This is a genomic window from Streptomyces sp. NPDC034086 (assembly GCF_055575515.1).
Window position 1 is genome coordinate 140,012 of sequence record NZ_JBVISM010000007.1, and the last position, 14,667, is coordinate 154,678.

Below are 14,667 nucleotides of genomic sequence, written 5' to 3' on the forward strand. Positions count from 1 at the left end.
AAGTGCGGAGAATCTTCCGCTCTGCGACGTGTCGTTACCCAACGACCGCGCCCCGCCCTCCCACGCGCCCCCGCTGATGCACCCGTGCGCCCCGTATGCAGGATCGATGCAGCGCCCACAGGCCGGTTTACGGCCGTAACCCGGCGTGACGGCGGGAGTTGTGATGGGCGTGGAAGAGACCATCACAGTCACGGAGAACGCGCCCATTCCCCAGCAGCGCGGGGATCAACTGCTCGACCATGCCGTCCGGTACGTGGAAGAACGGCACTGGGACGTCTTCGCCGGCACGTGGCTGGAGCCCGGCGACGGCCGGGAGGTGTGTTCCTGCGGGGAGGCCGACTGCCCGGCGCCCGGCGCGCATCCGGCGGTGAAGGACTGGGCGTCGCTGGCCTCGGGCAGCGCGGTGGGCGTGCGGCGGATCTGGGGCAAGCACCCCGGCGCCTCGATCCTGATGCCGACGGGCCGCACCTTCGACGCGCTCGACGTACCGGACTCCGCCGGGTTCCTCGCGCTGGCGCGGCTGGAGCGCACCGAGCGGACGCTCGGGCCGGTCGCGCTGACCCCCGACCACAGGATGCTGTTCTTCGTCCTGCCGGGCGCCGGGGCGAAAGTGCCGGACCTGGTGCGCAAGCTGGGCTGGCTGCCGCACGCCATCGACCTCGTCACGCGGGGCGAGGGGCAGTACGTGGCCGCGCCGCCGACCCGCTTCGGCGGCAAGGGGCCGGTGCAGTGGGCCCGCAAGCCCACGCCGGCGAACCGGTGGCTGCCGGACGCCGAGGAACTGATCGACGCGATCGCGTACGCCTGCGGCAGCGAGGCGGCGGCGGCCCGCGGCCGGCGCAAGCCCTGACCTCTGCCTTTGCCGCGGCCGGCGCCTGACATACGTGTCCGCAAGTTCATGACATTCGTAACTGCTGGGGCCTCTCCCCTTCCTCCTATCGTGAGGACGGTACGACCACGGGGAACAGAACGAGAGGCAGGCGCATGCCGGACCAGGGTTATGCGACGGGCGGTACGGGCGGTACGGGCGGGGGCGCGCGATCCGCGCAGCCCGTGGCCGCCGTGCGGGTGGAAGGACTGTGGAAGCGCTTCGGCGAGCAGGTGGCCGTCGCGGGGGTCGACCTGGAGCTGCCGGCCGGCCGCTTCGTCGGGCTCGTCGGGCCGAACGGTGCCGGGAAGACGACCACGCTGTCCATGGTGACCGGGCTGCTGCGCCCGGACATGGGCCGGGTGGTCGTCGCCGGACACGACGTGTGGGCCGACCCCGTCGAGGTGAAGTCCCGCATCGGCGTCCTGCCCGAGGGACTGCGGATGTTCGAGCGCCTCTCCGGGCGTGAACTCCTCGGCTACATGGGCCGTCTGCGCGGCCTGCCCGGCGAGGAGACCGACAAGCGGGCGACGCAGCTGCTGGACGTACTGGACCTCGCGGGCTCCCAGCACAAGCTGGTCGTGGACTACTCGACGGGCATGCGCAAGAAGATCGGCCTCGCGGCGGCGCTCCTGCACAACCCCGAAGTCCTCTTCCTGGACGAGCCGTTCGAGGGCGTGGACCCGGTGTCCGCGCAGACCATCCGCGGGGTGCTGGAACGTTACACCGCGTCCGGTGCGACCGTCGTGTTCTCCTCCCACGTGATGGAGCTCGTCGAATCGCTCTGCGACTGGGTGGCCGTCATGGCGGGCGGACAGATCCGCGCCGCCGGCCCGCTCGCCGACGTACGGGGCTCCGCGCCCTCCCTCCAGGCAGCCTTCCTCGAACTCGTCGGTGCCCGCGACCACGCGGCCGGCGACTCCCTCGACTGGCTCGGCGGCGCCCGATGAGCAGCGCCACCGCCGCCCCCTCCGGGGCCTCCGTCACCTCGCTCTTCGTCCGCCTGAAGCTGTCCCTGATGCGCAACGGCCTCAAGGGGTCGTCGAAGCGCAAGGCCGTCTGGATCATCAGCCTGGTGATCTCGCTGGTCTTCTCCCTCTTCGTCACCCTGGGCCTGGCGATGCTGCACGGCCACCTCCACGCCGGGACCGTGGTCGTCCTGCTGACCGCGATCCTCGCCCTCGGCTGGACCGTGATGCCGCTCTTCTTCCCGACCGGCGACGAGACCCTCGACCCGAGCCGGCTCGTGATGCTGCCGCTGCGGCCGCGTCCGCTCGTCCGCGCCCTGCTGGCCTCCTCGCTGGTCGGCACCGGCCCGCTATTCACGCTCTGCATCGCCGCCGGCTCGGTGGCGGCGGTCGCCCACGGCCCGGCGGGCGTCGCGGCGGCCGTGGTCGGCGCCCCGCTCCTGCTGCTCGTCTGCGTGACGCTGGCCCGTGCCGTGGCCACGGCGAACGTACGGCTCCTGTCCAGCCGCAAGGGACGCGACCTCGCGGTGCTCAGCGGGCTGCTGATCGCGATAGGCGCCCAGGTCGTCAACTTCGGCAGCCAGCGCCTGTTCCAGGAGGGGGGCCTGGCCCAGCTGGAGCCGGTCGAGGCGATCGTGCGCTGGCTGCCGCCGGCGACGGCCGTCGGCATGGTGGACTCCGTGAGCGAGGGCGCGTACGGCACCGCCGCGGCCCAGCTGGCCCTGACCCTCGGCGCCCTGGCGGCCCTCCTGTGGTTCTGGGAGCGCAGCCTGACCAGCCTGATGGTCAGCCCGGACGGCTCCACCCTCGCGGCCTCGAAGCCCGAGAAGGACCGGGGCGGCGCCGGCGGCTTCTGGTCCCTCCTGCCGGGCGGACGCACCGGAGCCGTCATCCAGCGCACCCTGCGCTACGCCGTCCGCGACCCGAAGACGAAGTCCGCCTGGGTGTCGTCGCTGGCGATCGGCCTGATCGTCCCCGTCTTCAACGCCCTCCAGGGCACCGGCTCGGTCTACCTCGCCTGCTTCGGCGCGGGGATGCTCGGCGTGCAGATGTACAACCAGTTCGGGCAGGACACCTCCGCGTTCTGGATGGTCGCCCAGACCATCTCCACCACGCGCGACGCGTACGGCGAACTGCGCGCCCGCGCCGCCGCGCTGGCCCTCGTCACCGTCCCGTACACCGTCCTCGTCACGGTCGTCACCGCCGCCCTGGTGGGCGACTGGACCGGGTTCCCGTCGGCCCTGGGCCTGGCGCTGGCCCTGCTCGGCTCGATGCTGTGCACGGGCGCGCTGGTCTCGGCGCACTTCGCGTACTCCATCCCGTCGGAGGGGGCGTTCAAGAACGTCGCCCCGGGCCAGGCCGGCCTGGCCTGGCTGGGCATCGCCTGCGGCATGCTCGCCTCGGCGGTGATCTGCTCGCCGGTGATCGGCCTGACGGTGTACATCAGCCTGACGGACGACCCGGGCACCCTGGGCCTGCTCGCCCTCCCCATCGGGATCGCCTGGGGCTGCGCGGCCACCTGGACGGGCCTGCGCGTGGCGGCCCCGGCGGTGGCCCGCAAGCTCCCGGAGATCCTGACCGCGGTCAGCAAGGGCTGATCGTCCTCGCGCACGGAAGCGGGGCCGGCGGAACGCGCCCGCCGCCCCCCGCGGCCGCTCCCGCCCCGGTCTCCTTCCCACGGGCCCCGGTCGGGGGTGGGAGGCGGTTGAGCAGGCGGGTGTGCAGGGGCACCCGCGCGGGGCGGTCCCCTTTTTCAGATGGTCCCCCGAGGTGAGGTGGGGCGGCTTCCCCGTCCCTCGCCGCCTCCGGCCGCCGCGTCGGCGCCGCCGATGCGCCTGAACGCCCGGCGGTAGGCCGTCGGGGAGGTGCCCAGAGTGGCCGCGAGGTGCTGGCGCAGGGAGGCCGCCGTGCCGAAGCCCGCCTCGGCGGCGACCTGGTCCACCGGGAGGGCGGTGGTTTCCAGGAGGCGGCGGGCATGGTCGACGCGGCGTCGGGACAGCCACTGGCCCGGGGGCGTGCCGACCTCCTCGGCGAAGCGGCGGCAGAAGGTGCGGACGCTCATTCCGGCGTGGTCGGCCAGCTGCGCGAGGGACAGCGGCTCGTCCAGGTGGCGCAGGGCCCAGCTCCGGGTCGCGGCCGTCGTGGCGGCCTCCGGCTCCGGCATGGGGCGTTCGATGTACTGGGCCTGGCCCCCCTCCCGCCACGGCGGGACCACGCACAGGCGCGCCACCCGGTTGGCGATCTCGCTGCCGTGGTCCCGGCGGAGCAGGTGCAGGCACAGGTCCACCCCCGCGGCGACACCGGCGGCCGTCAGGACGCGGCCGTCGTCGACGAAGAGGACGTTCTCGTCGACCTGGATCCTCGGGAAGGCCCGCTGGAAGCGGCTCGCCTCGTTCCAGTGCGTGGTGGCGCGCCGGCCGTCGAGCAGCCCCGCGGCGGCGAGTACGTACGAGGCCGTGCAGATCGACACGATGCGGGCGTGCGGCGGGAGGAGGGCGAGGGCCTCGGCGAGCTCGTCGGGCAGCCACGCGCGGGAGGCGTCCGGGCCGCAGGTGAAAGGCGGGATGACCAGGGTGTCCGCCGTGCGCAGGGCCTCGCTGCCGCAGGGCACCGTGAGGGTGAAGTCCGCGCTCGTGGTGACCGGGCCGCTGGTCAGGCCGCAGGTGGTGACCTCGTACAGAGGCTCGCCGTCCGGGCCTTCGGCAGTGCCGAAGATGCGTACGGGGATGCTGAGTTCGAAGGGGTAGACGCCCTCCAGGGCCAGGACCACGACACGGTGCAGCGCAGGAGCCATGGCAAGATCCTTCCACAGGGTGGCAGTCTTGCCACTCGTTCGGGTGGGGACCGTACGGAAACCTTGACCCCGGGACGGGGCCGCGGGGGCCCCGCCGGGAGCGGGGGTGGCGTCATGCGTGCGGTGGCTCAGGACGGGTTCGGCGGGCCCGGGGTGCTGAAGGTCGTCGAGGTGGAGCGGCCGGAGCCGGGGCCGGCCGAGGTGCTCGTACGGGTCCACGCGGCGGGGGTCAACCCGACGGACTCCTGGCACCGGGCCACCGGCGGGCTCGCCGGCGAGGTCGTCCGGCTCGGCTGGGACGTCTCCGGGACCGTCGAGGCGGTGGGGCTCGGCGTCACCACCCTCGCCCCGGGCGACGAGGTCTTCGGCATGCCGCGCCACCCCGTTCCGGCGGGCACCTACGCGGAGTACGTCACCTCCCCCGCCCGGCACCTGGTCCGCAAGCCCGCCGCGCTGAGCCACGTCCGGGCCGCCGCGCTGCCGCTGGCCGCGCTCACCGCCTGGCAGGCCCTCGTGGACACCGCCGACCTGCGCCCCGGCCAGCGGGTGCTGGTCCACGCGGCGGCCGGCGGGGTCGGGCACCTCGCCGTGCAGATCGCCAAGGCGCGCGGCGCGCACGTCATCGGTACGGCCCGCGCGGCCAAGCACGCGTTCCTGCGCGGGCTTGGCGCGGACGAGGTGGTCGACTACACCGCCGTCGCCTTCGAGACGGCCGTCCCGCCCGTCGACGTCGTGGTCGACGCCGTCGGCGGGGAGTACGGGCCGCGTTCGCTGCGCGCCCTGCGCCCCGGCGGCATCGTGGTCTCCCTCGCCTCCCCGGCCGAGGCCCGCCTCGCGGAGGAGGCCCGCCCGCTGGGACTGCGGGCCGCCTTCATGGCGGTGGAGGCCGACCAGGCGGGGATGCGGGAGATCACCGCGCTGGCGGAGGCCGGGCTGCTGAGGCCGGAGATCGACACGGTGCTGCCGCTGGAACTGGCGGGGAAGGCGCACGAGTTGAGCGACAGCGGCCGCACCACGGGGAAGATCGTCCTGTCCGTCGTCGACTGACCGGACCCGCCGCCCGGCGCCCGTGACCGGCGGCACCGGGCCTTCGGCCCCCTCTCCCCGCCCCGGCGGCGGGGAGAGGGCCCGGTTAGGAGACGGCCACCGCCTCCAGGAAGGGCTCCAGCGCCGCACGCAGGGCGGCCGGCTGGTCGTAGTGGACGTAGTGCCCGGCGTCCGGGATCTCGGCGTACTGGCCGGCCGGGAGGACGCGGACCATCTCCTGGGCCTCCGCCCGGCCCAGCTCGCCGTCCAGGCCGCGCACGACGAGGGTGGGGCAGCGGACCTGGGCCAGCTCCTCCCAGTGCGCGTCGTGCACCCAGGTCTCGCGGACGGTCAGCATCTGGCTGGGGGAGAAGAGCGGGCGCCAGCCGTCCGGCGCCTCGTGCATCACCTCGGCGAAGAAGGCCCCGCGGCCGGGGTCGGGGCGCTCCACCCGGGGATCGTCCTCGCCGAACCAGCGGCGCGCGGCGTCCTGGGTGGGGAAGGGCAGCGGCCAGCGCCGGAACCACTCCTGCCAGTCCCGCTGCGAGGCCTCGCCGAGCGCGGAGGCGCGCATGTCGCAGATGACGAGGGCCTGGACCAGCTCCGGGCGCCGGGCGGCGAGCTGCCAGCCGGTGAGGGCGCCCATGGAGTGGCCGATGACGACGGCGGGGCCGAGGCCCAGCTGCTCGATCACGGCCTCGGCGTCGGCGACGAAGGCCTCGCGGCCCAGGCGCGCGGCCCGCTCGGGTCCGGTCGCGGGGTGGCCGCTGTGGCCGTGCCCGCGCTGGTCGAGGGCGATGACGCGGCGGTGCTCGCCCAGCCAGCGCGCGGTGCCGGCCCAGTGGAGGGCGCGGCCCATCAGGCCGTGGAGTAACAGCACCGCCGGTTTCCGGGGCTCCGCAGGCGGCTCCCGGAACTCCCAGGCGGCCAGGCGTACGCCGTCGGCACCCGTGACATCGATCCGCTGTACCACCGGAGATGCACCCCCTTCGCTCCCGGCCAGACTATCGAACCCGCATTCGAAAACGGGCGTCTCGCCGACAACACCGCTCTTTCGAGTGACCTTGCTCAAGGATTGGCCGCCGCTGCCGAGGGAGATCCTTTCAGCAGGGAGGCGGGCCGCTCGGGGAAGACGGTCCGAAGGGGATGACCTTGAGAGCTCGGGGCTCCAGGTCAGCAAGGGGAGGACCGGTCCCGGCGCCGAAAGGCGCCGGGACCGCCTTGCGTCCGGCCGCCGGCGCCGGGGCGCCGAGGCCGTCCATCCCCGGGAACGTCAGCGCTTGGCGACGAACACGTGCGACGCGATGTCCGCGTCCAGCTCCGCGGCCTCCCCGCCGCTGCCGACCAGCACCCCGCCCGGCGACTCCGTCACGCTCACCACCGAACCGGGCTGCACGCCCGCCCGGCGCAGCGTGTACATCAGCTGGGCGTCGGTCTGGATCGGCTCCCCGATCCGCCGGATGACGACCGTCTTGCCCTCGGTACCCGGATCCAGCTCGGACAGGCTGAGCATGCCGTCCTCCAGGAACGGATCCGCCTCGGCCTTCTCCCCCAGCTCCTCCAGCCCCGGGATCGGGTTCCCGTACGGCGACTCGGTCGGGTGGCGCAGCAGCTCCAGCACCCGCCGCTCCACCGCCTCGCTCATCACGTGCTCCCAGCGGCAGGCCTCGGCGTGCACCTGCTCCCACTCCAGGCCGATGACGTCGACCAGCAGGCACTCCGCGAGGCGGTGCTTGCGCATCACCCGCGTCGCGAGCTTGCGGCCCTCGTCGGTCAGCTCCAGGTGCCGGTCACTGGCCACCGCGACCAGACCGTCGCGCTCCATGCGCGCCACGGTCTGGCTCACCGTCGGGCCGCTCTGGTCCAGCCGCTCCGCGATCCGGGCGCGCATGGGGACCACACCTTCCTCTTCCAGCTCCAGGATGGTGCGGAGGTACATCTCCGTGGTGTCGATCAGTCCGGACATTCGTGCCCCTCGGATTGCGTGCGCTGGCCCTGCCCCCAATTCTGACGCATCGGGCCGACAACCGTCCCGCGCCGAGCGTCAAGGCATGTACGGGACATCGGCGGGAGCGCATCGGTGCAGCGAGGAGCGCGACGGCTCCCGGATTGACGTCCGTATTGACACGCCCTTGGTCCAGACCGCACGGTGAGCGGCGGACAGCACCCCCACCCTGGAAGGGCCTACGGCGTATGAGCGAGAGCAAGCTGGCCGGGCAGTTCTTCGACGCGGCCATCGGCCTGCTGGAGCGGGTACGCGACGAGGAGGGCTCACGGATCGCCGAGGCCGGAGCCGTGATCGCCCGGGCCGTCGCCTCCGGGAACCGGCTGTTCGCCTTCGGCGCCGGGCACTCCTCGCTGCCCGCACAGGACGTGGTCTACCGGGCCGGCGGCCTCGCCCTGATGAACTTCCTGGCCGTCCCGGGCACGGTCGGCGTCGACGTCATGCCCGCCACCCTGGGCAGCGCGCTGGAGCGGGTCGACGGCCTCGCCGGCGCGGTCCTGGACAGCAGCCCGGCCTCCGCCGGTGACGTACTGGTCGTCATCTCCCTCTCCGGACGCAACGCGCTGCCGGTCGAGATGGCGATGAACGCGCGCGCGCTCGGCCTGAAGGTCATCGGCGTGACGTCGGTGGCGTACGCGACGGAGACCAAGTCGCGGCACGTCTCGGGCACCTACCTGAAGGACCACTGCGACATCGTGCTGGACAGCAAGATCGCGGTCGGGGACGCGGAGCTGTCGGCGGACGGCATCGACGCGCCGTTCGCTCCCGCGTCGACGGTGGTGACCAGCGCGATCATGCAGGCGGTGATGGCGGCGGCGGCGGGCGAGCTGGTGGCGCGGGGCGTGGAGCCGCCGTTGCTGCGGTCGGGGAACGTGGACGGTGGGCACGAGTGGAACGGACGGGTCATCCGGGAGTACGGGGACCGCATCTTCTTCCGGCACTGAGGGGCCGCCCTCCCCGGACTCCGCCCGGCCCCGCGCCTCAAACGCCGGCGGGGCTGGCTTTTGCGGCGGAGCCGGAGGTGCCGGGCGAGCGGGAGGCGGCTGCGTGAGGGGGCGGGGACGGGGTGGGGTGTCGTCCGGGGCTAAAACGAGATGAATTCGGCGCGAGCCACCCCGCACAACGCAGATCCGGAACGGGCGCCGAACATCGAAGCCCGCCCCGGACGACACCCCACCCCGGCACCGACCCCGCCCCGAAGCCACCCCACCGAACCCCCGCCCGGCAGGCAACCGCCCGACAGGGCAACACCCCGACCGGACCCCCGCCCGGCAGGGCAACCGCCCGACAGGGCCACCCCCGGCCCGACCCCCCGCCCGGCCAGGGCAACTGCCCGACAGGGCAACACCCCAACCCGGACCCCCGCCCGGCCAGGGCAAGGGTCAGCCGTACTCCCCCCGCCCCGGGCAGCGGGTCGCCAGGTCCAGGTCCGCTGCCACACGGGCCGCCACCTCCTCCGCGTACAGCGCGTCCGCCCGCTCGAACGCCGGGCGCGACGAGCCGCGCAGGAAGGTGAGCGCGCCCAGGGTGCGGCCGCGGCTGCGGAGCACCGCGCACAGGGCGTGCGTGGCACCCGGGGGCCACTGCCGGGCCGCGGCCCACGCCGCGGCCGCCTCGCCGGCCGGGGCGCTGGCCCGCACCGGGCCGATCCGGTCGAGGGCCTGGAACGCCGGGTGCGCGGCCTCGTAGCGGACCGGGATCGCCCCCGGCCCGGGCAGCACCAGCGCCAGCCCCGACGGGGACACCGCCGAGCGGACCAGACGCCGCCCCGGCCCGGGTTCCAGTACGTCGACCAGCGCGTGCTCCGCGAAGCCGGCCAGAGCGAAGTCCAGCCGGACGGCGGCCGCCTCCGCCGGGTCCTCGCACTCGGCGGCGGCCCGCCCCGCCCGGTACAGCTGGTTGGTCCGGAACCGCAGCTGCCCGGTGTCCATCTCGGCCTGCCGGGCCTCGGTGACGTCCTGGAACAGCCAGCCCACCCCCAACGGCACCGGCTCCTCCGCGAGCGGCGACCCCAGCCGCAGGAACCCGCACCGCCAGCACCGCCGCCGCACCCCCTCCGGGGTCCGCACCGACACCCACAGCTCCACCGGCGCCGGCGGCGCGCCCTCCGCCAGCACGTGCTGGAGCGCGCCCTCCAGTTCCTCCACGCCCTGCTCCAGCAAGTCGCCGAGCGGCCGCCCGAGCAGCGCGCTGCGTCCGGCTCCGAAGGCGTCGGCGGCGTGCGCGTTGACCACCGCGGGGCGCAGGTCCACGTCGACGAGCACGACGCCCCAGGAGGCGTCGTCCATCAACGCCTCGCTGAGGGCGATGGACCGCTCGAGGTCGATCTGCGCGTGGACCTCGCTGAAGGCGCAGTACACCCCGGCGGGCTTCCCGTCGGCTCCGGGCACCGCGGCGGACTGGGTGCGTACGAGGACGCGCCCGCCGTCCTTGGTCAGCAGCGCGAACTCGTGGACCTGCCGGCCCGGCGCGTCCTGCGCCGACATCAGGCGGTCCTGTACGTCGTCCGCGTCCGCGGCGCGCACCGCCCAGCCCGCGAATCCGGCCCGGCCCACCGCATCGGCGGCGGTCCAGCCGAGGATCCGTTCGGCCTCGCGGTTCCAGTGGGTGATCACGCCGTCGGCGTCGAACGCGCACAGGGCGGCGTCCATCCCGTCGAGCAGCGCTGCGAGCAGATCGTCGGCGGTCTCACTACGTCCGGAAGCCCTCACCTGGCACCCCCTGCAGGTGTTCGCGTGTGCGGCACGTCAGATCATTGAACTCGAACGTGACCCAGGCCACACCCGCTTCCCGGAAACCTCCCGGAATGTCCCCCCGGAGGGGGCTCCGGAATCCACTCGATAAATCACTTGAGGGCCCGGGAGGGGCCGACCTAGGCTCAGCCGTACACGAGAAGGGAGGTGGTTCCCGAAATGTACGGAAACCGGACGCGTGAGGTGGCTGCGGGCTAAGGGCCCGTCGTCAGCAGCGCACCCAGTGCGGTGCCCGGCGGAATCGCCCGGCGCCAATCCACAGCAGTCACCCGACCCGCGGGCTCGCCGGCACGTCCGGCCGGCTCCTCTCACTGCAGGAGAGGAACCCGAGCCCGCGGGTCGTCTGCGTCGGGGCCCGGGGCCCCGGACCCAGGACCCGCGCGCCGGGGTCCTCCGCGGCGGAGGACCCGCCGCCCCTACGGGCAGAGGCGCTCGACGCGCCACCCGTGACCGTGACCGTCCCCGCCCCCGTCCTCGTCCTCGTCCTCGTCCTCGTCCAGGACGTACCGCAGCCGGTCGTGCAGGCGGTTCTCGTGGCCCTGCCAGAACTCCATCGCGTCGGGCAGCACCCGCAGCCCGCCCCACTCCGGCGGCACCGGCACCTGCTCGCCCTCCGGGTAGCGCTCCGCCAGCTCCGCGTAACGGCGGTCCAGCTCCGCGCGCGAGCCGATCACCCGGGACTGCGCGCTCGCCCACGCGCCCAGCTGCGAGCCGTGCGGACGGGAACGGAAGTAGGCGGCCGTCTCGTCCCGGCCGATCCGCTCCGCCCGGCCCGTCACGATGACCTGCCGGGCGATCGGATGCCAGGGGAAGAGCAGCGAGACGTACGGGTTCTCGTCGATCTCCCGCACCTTGCGGGAGCCGTAGTTGGTGAAGAAGACGAAGCCCCGCGAGTCGAACTGCTTCAGCAGGACCGTCCGGGAACTCGGACGCCCCTGGGCGGTGGCGGTCGAGACGACCATCGCGTTGGGCTCGAAGAGGTGCGAGTCGGCCGCCTGCTGGAACCACAGGGCGAACTGCGCCATCGGGTCGTCGGCGAGGCTCGCCTCCTCGACGATCTCGGAGCGGTACTGCTTGCGCATGACGGCGGGGTCAATGTCCTGATCGGTCACACGGTCATCCTGCCGCAGCACGCCGGGCACCGGTGTGCCGTATGTCACGCTTCCGCAGGCCCACCGGAACGGACAAAATCTTGGGGCCGGTCCGAGGGTTCCCGCACGGATGACCTTCGGCCCTGCCGGGCATCAACGGGGATGACCGCGCCGGACCGCGAATCACGCCGGGAGCCGCGCGTGTTCGCACTACCTGAGGAGCCGCCTGATGTCCGATTTCGTACCCGGACTCGAAGGGGTCGTCGCGTTCGAGACGGAGATCGCCGAGCCTGACAAGGAAGGCGGATCGCTCCGCTACCGGGGCGTCGACATCGAAGACCTCGTCGGCCACGTGTCCTTCGGGAACGTCTGGGGCCTGCTGGTCGACGGTGCGTTCAACCCCGGCCTGCCGGCCGCCGAACCCTTCCCCATCCCGGTCCACTCCGGTGACATCCGCGTCGACGTGCAGTCCGCACTCGCGATGCTCGCCCCCGTGTGGGGTCTGAAACCGCTGCTCGACATCGACGTGCGGACCGCCCGCGACGACCTGGCGCGCGCCGCCGTCATGGCACTGTCGTACGTCGCCCAGTCCGCCCGCGGCCAGGGCCTGCCGATGGTGCCGCAGCGCGAGATCGACAAGGCCGAGTCCGTGGTCGAGCGGTTCATGATCCGCTGGCGGGGCGAGCCCGACCCCAAGCACGTCAAGGCCGTCGACGCGTACTGGACGTCCGCCGCCGAGCACGGCATGAACGCCTCCACCTTCACCGCCCGCGTCATCGCCTCGACCGGTGCGGACGTCGCCGCGGCGCTGTCCGGCGCCGTCGGCGCCATGTCCGGGCCGCTGCACGGCGGTGCGCCGTCCCGCGTCCTCGGCATGATCGAGGAGATCGAGCGCACCGGTGACGCCGTCGCGTACGTGAAGAAGGCCCTCGACAAGGGCGAGCGCCTGATGGGCTTCGGTCACCGCGTCTACCGCGCCGAGGACCCCCGCGCCCGCGTCCTGCGCCGCACCGCCAAGGAACTCGACGCCCCGCGCTACGAGGTCGCCGCCGCCCTGGAGAAGGCCGCGCTGGAGGAGCTCCACGCGCGCCGCCCCGACCGGGTGCTCGCCACCAACGTGGAGTTCTGGGCCGCGATCATGCTGGACTTCGCGGAGGTCCCGGCGCACATGTTCACCTCCATGTTCAGCTGCGCCCGTACCGCCGGCTGGTCGGCGCACATCCTGGAGCAGAAGCGCACCGGCCGCCTGGTGCGGCCGTCGGCGCGCTACGTCGGCCCGGGCCCGCGCGACCCGCGCGAGATCGAGGGGTACGCCGGCATCACCGACGCCGCCGCCACGGGCTGAGGCCCCCGGCCCCCCTCCGGGCGCCGCGTCCCGTCCGGGACGCGGCGCCCCCGCACGTCCGGGACCGTCAGCCCAGGGCCGCGTCGATGAGCGCGGACCACTGGGCCACCACCCGGGCCCGGCGCGCCCGGTCGTCGGTCAGGACGTTGGCCAGCCCCAGACCCCGGGCCATGTCGAGCAGGCCCTGCACGGTCTCCCGTACGCCCGGCAGCGCTTCGTCCGCGCCCAGCAGCTCCACGGCGATCCGGTGCGTCTCACGGCCGACCCGGGCTTCGAGTTCGATGACCTGCGGGCGCAGCTGCTCCTCGTTGGAGGCGGCGACCCACAGCTGGAGCGCGGCACGGAACAGGGTTCCGGTGTACAGGTCGACCAGCGCCTCGACGACCGCCGCCCGCGGCCGGGGGGCGGGAGCCGTCCCGAAGAGCTCCCGCAGGGCGGTGGAGCGTTCCTCGGCGACGTACGCGACGGCGGCGGTGAAGAGGGCCTCGCGGGTCGGGAAGTGGTGCTGGGCGGCGCCCCGCGACACCCCGGCGCGTTCGGCGACGACGGCGACGGTGGAGCCCGCCCAGCCGTGCTCGGCGAGGCAGGACACGGCCGCCTCCAGCAGGTGCCGCCGGGTGACCCGGCTGCGGGCCTGCTTGGGGACGGCGCCGGTCACCGTACCCATGACGGGTCCCGGCGCTCGAAGCGGGCGGTGATGCCCTCGCGGGCCTCGGCGGAGGCGAAGAGGCGTGCGGAGAGTTCCGTCAGGCGGGCGCCGTCCCGGTCGAGGGCGTCCCGTACGCCGGCGGCGACCATGGCCTTCGTCTCGGCGAGGGCCTGCGGGGAGGCCTTGCGCAGGCCCTCGAGGACGGGGGCCAGGGCGGTGTCCACGTCCTCCGCGGTGTGCAGCGTCAGCAGACCGATGCGGGCGGCCTCGGCGGCGTCGAAGGGCTCGGCGGTCAGGAGGTAGCGGGAGGCGGCGCGGGGGTCCAGGCGCGGCAGCACGGTCATGGAGATCACGGCGGGGGCCAGGCCGAGGTGCGTCTCGGTGAAGGCGTACGAGGACCCGGGCCCTGCGGCGGCGATGTCGCAGGCGCCGAGCAGCCCGAGGCCGCCGGCGCGGACGTGCCCGGTGACGCGGGCGACGACCGGCTTGGGCAGGGCGGTGACCTCGCGGAGCAGGGCGAGGAAGTCGGCGGGGTCGCAGGGGGACTTCAGGTCGGCCCCGGCGCAGAAGGTGTTGCCGGTGTGGGTGAGGAGCACCGCCCGGGTGCGGGGGTCGGCGGCCGTCTGCGCGAGGGCCTCGCGGAGTTCGGCGACGAGGCGTGCGGAGAGCGCGTTGCGGTTGGCCGGGGAGTCCAGGGTGAGGGTGGTGATGCCGGTCGCCGGCGGGGCGGCGTGCACGAGTGGGGCCATGTCTCCTCCGGAGGGGTTCGCGGGCGGGCCCGGCCGGACCCCCTGGGGGGAGGGTACGCGGCTGCCCTGGCCGGGCCCCTGCCCTGGCCGGGCGGTTCGGGGGCGGCGGGGGTTGCCGTGTCGGGCGGTTGCCCTGCCGGGCGGGGGGTCGGTTGGGGTGTTGCCCTGTCGGGCGGTTGCCCTGGCCGGGCGGGGGTTCGGGTGGGGGTTGCCGTGTCGGGCGGTTGCCCTGCCGGGCGGGGGTTCGGGCCGGGGTTTGCCCTGTCGGGCGGTTGCCCTGGCCGGGCGGGGGTTCGGTGGGGTGGCTTCGGGGCGGGGTCGGTGCCGGGGTGGGGTGTCGTCCGGGGCGGGCTTCGATGTTCGGCGCCCGTTCCGGATCCGGTTGTGTGGGGTGGCTCGCGCCGAATTCATCTCGTTTT

13 protein-coding genes are annotated in these 14,667 nt (G+C 74.1%); 6 read left to right on the forward strand and 7 right to left on the reverse strand.

Going from position 1 to position 14,667, the window contains the following annotated elements:
• The first annotated feature begins 163 nt into the window (after positions 1-163).
• The 3 genes from ACZ514_RS18585 (at position 164) to ACZ514_RS18595 (ending at position 3,434) form a co-directional block, all read left to right on the forward strand.
• A complete protein-coding gene (locus ACZ514_RS18585; RefSeq protein ID WP_468699811.1) occupies positions 164-850 on the forward strand; it encodes a bifunctional DNA primase/polymerase in 687 nt (228 codons plus the stop codon).
• A gap of 134 nt (positions 851-984) precedes the next feature.
• Positions 985-1,818 (forward strand): ABC transporter ATP-binding protein, encoded by an 834-nt coding sequence (locus ACZ514_RS18590; protein WP_469125172.1) that lies wholly within the window; start codon positions 985-987, stop codon positions 1,816-1,818.
• Entirely contained in the window at positions 1,815-3,434 is a 1,620-nt protein-coding gene (locus tag ACZ514_RS18595) for a transporter (RefSeq protein ID WP_468699809.1), read from the forward strand. The genes ACZ514_RS18590 and ACZ514_RS18595 overlap by 4 nt, the downstream gene beginning before the upstream one ends.
• Before the next feature lie 155 nt (positions 3,435-3,589).
• Here the strand turns inward: ACZ514_RS18595 and ACZ514_RS18600 are convergent, their stop codons facing one another.
• Positions 3,590-4,630: a GlxA family transcriptional regulator gene (locus ACZ514_RS18600; protein ID WP_468699808.1), complete on the reverse strand. Its 1,041-nt coding sequence runs from the start codon at positions 4,628-4,630 to the stop codon at positions 3,590-3,592.
• 114 nt (positions 4,631-4,744) lie between these two features.
• Here ACZ514_RS18600 and ACZ514_RS18605 point away from each other — a divergent pair, with 114 nt between their 5' ends.
• A complete protein-coding gene (locus ACZ514_RS18605) occupies positions 4,745-5,677 on the forward strand; it encodes an NADP-dependent oxidoreductase (RefSeq protein ID WP_468171057.1) in 933 nt (310 codons plus the stop codon).
• A gap of 85 nt (positions 5,678-5,762) precedes the next feature.
• Here ACZ514_RS18605 and ACZ514_RS18610 read toward each other — a convergent pair whose 3' ends face one another.
• Positions 5,763-6,629 (reverse strand): alpha/beta fold hydrolase, encoded by an 867-nt coding sequence (locus ACZ514_RS18610; RefSeq protein ID WP_468171054.1) that lies wholly within the window; start codon positions 6,627-6,629, stop codon positions 5,763-5,765.
• Positions 6,630-6,929: 300 nt separating this feature from the next.
• Positions 6,930-7,622: a metal-dependent transcriptional regulator gene (locus ACZ514_RS18615; protein WP_468171051.1), complete on the reverse strand. Its 693-nt coding sequence runs from the start codon at positions 7,620-7,622 to the stop codon at positions 6,930-6,932.
• 227 nt (positions 7,623-7,849) lie between these two features.
• Between ACZ514_RS18615 and ACZ514_RS18620 the strand changes: the two genes are divergently transcribed.
• Entirely contained in the window at positions 7,850-8,605 is a 756-nt protein-coding gene (locus ACZ514_RS18620) for an SIS domain-containing protein (protein ID WP_468171048.1), read from the forward strand.
• 438 nt (positions 8,606-9,043) lie between these two features.
• Here the strand turns inward: ACZ514_RS18620 and ACZ514_RS18625 are convergent, their stop codons facing one another.
• A complete protein-coding gene (locus tag ACZ514_RS18625) occupies positions 9,044-10,372 on the reverse strand; it encodes a PAS domain-containing protein (protein ID WP_468702206.1) in 1,329 nt (442 codons plus the stop codon).
• Positions 10,373-10,830: 458 nt separating this feature from the next.
• Positions 10,831-11,496 (reverse strand): pyridoxamine 5'-phosphate oxidase, encoded by a 666-nt coding sequence (pdxH, locus tag ACZ514_RS18630; RefSeq protein ID WP_469125221.1) that lies wholly within the window; start codon positions 11,494-11,496, stop codon positions 10,831-10,833.
• A gap of 238 nt (positions 11,497-11,734) precedes the next feature.
• Here pdxH and ACZ514_RS18635 point away from each other — a divergent pair, with 238 nt between their 5' ends.
• Positions 11,735-12,850 (forward strand): citrate synthase 2, encoded by a 1,116-nt coding sequence (locus tag ACZ514_RS18635; RefSeq protein ID WP_467892470.1) that lies wholly within the window; start codon positions 11,735-11,737, stop codon positions 12,848-12,850.
• Positions 12,851-12,917: 67 nt separating this feature from the next.
• Here ACZ514_RS18635 and ACZ514_RS18640 read toward each other — a convergent pair whose 3' ends face one another.
• On the reverse strand, positions 12,918-13,517 hold the full coding sequence (locus ACZ514_RS18640; protein WP_468702204.1) for a TetR/AcrR family transcriptional regulator: 600 nt from the start codon (positions 13,515-13,517) through the stop codon (positions 12,918-12,920).
• Positions 13,505-14,248 (reverse strand): enoyl-CoA hydratase family protein, encoded by a 744-nt coding sequence (locus ACZ514_RS18645; RefSeq protein ID WP_468175188.1) that lies wholly within the window; start codon positions 14,246-14,248, stop codon positions 13,505-13,507. Before ACZ514_RS18645 ends, ACZ514_RS18640 begins: the two co-directional genes overlap by 13 nt.
• Positions 14,249-14,667 lie beyond the last annotated feature (419 nt).

Bases quoted from the DNA above. Each gene is read 5' to 3' on its own strand.
- ACZ514_RS18585 (WP_468699811.1), top strand. From the start codon at position 164: ATGGGCGTGGAAGAGACCATCACAGTCACGGAGAACGCGCCCATTCCC.
- ACZ514_RS18590 (WP_469125172.1), top strand. From the start codon at position 985: ATGCCGGACCAGGGTTATGCGACGGGCGGTACGGGCGGTACGGGCGGG.
- ACZ514_RS18595 (WP_468699809.1), top strand. From the start codon at position 1,815: ATGAGCAGCGCCACCGCCGCCCCCTCCGGGGCCTCCGTCACCTCGCTC.
- ACZ514_RS18600 (WP_468699808.1), bottom strand. From the start codon at position 4,630: ATGGCTCCTGCGCTGCACCGTGTCGTGGTCCTGGCCCTGGAGGGCGTC.
- ACZ514_RS18605 (WP_468171057.1), top strand. From the start codon at position 4,745: ATGCGTGCGGTGGCTCAGGACGGGTTCGGCGGGCCCGGGGTGCTGAAG.
- ACZ514_RS18615 (WP_468171051.1), bottom strand. From the start codon at position 7,622: ATGTCCGGACTGATCGACACCACGGAGATGTACCTCCGCACCATCCTG.
- ACZ514_RS18620 (WP_468171048.1), top strand. From the start codon at position 7,850: ATGAGCGAGAGCAAGCTGGCCGGGCAGTTCTTCGACGCGGCCATCGGC.
- pdxH (WP_469125221.1), bottom strand. From the start codon at position 11,496: ATGCGCAAGCAGTACCGCTCCGAGATCGTCGAGGAGGCGAGCCTCGCC.
- ACZ514_RS18635 (WP_467892470.1), top strand. From the start codon at position 11,735: ATGTCCGATTTCGTACCCGGACTCGAAGGGGTCGTCGCGTTCGAGACG.
- ACZ514_RS18640 (WP_468702204.1), bottom strand. From the start codon at position 13,517: ATGGGTACGGTGACCGGCGCCGTCCCCAAGCAGGCCCGCAGCCGGGTC.
- ACZ514_RS18645 (WP_468175188.1), bottom strand. From the start codon at position 14,248: ATGGCCCCACTCGTGCACGCCGCCCCGCCGGCGACCGGCATCACCACC.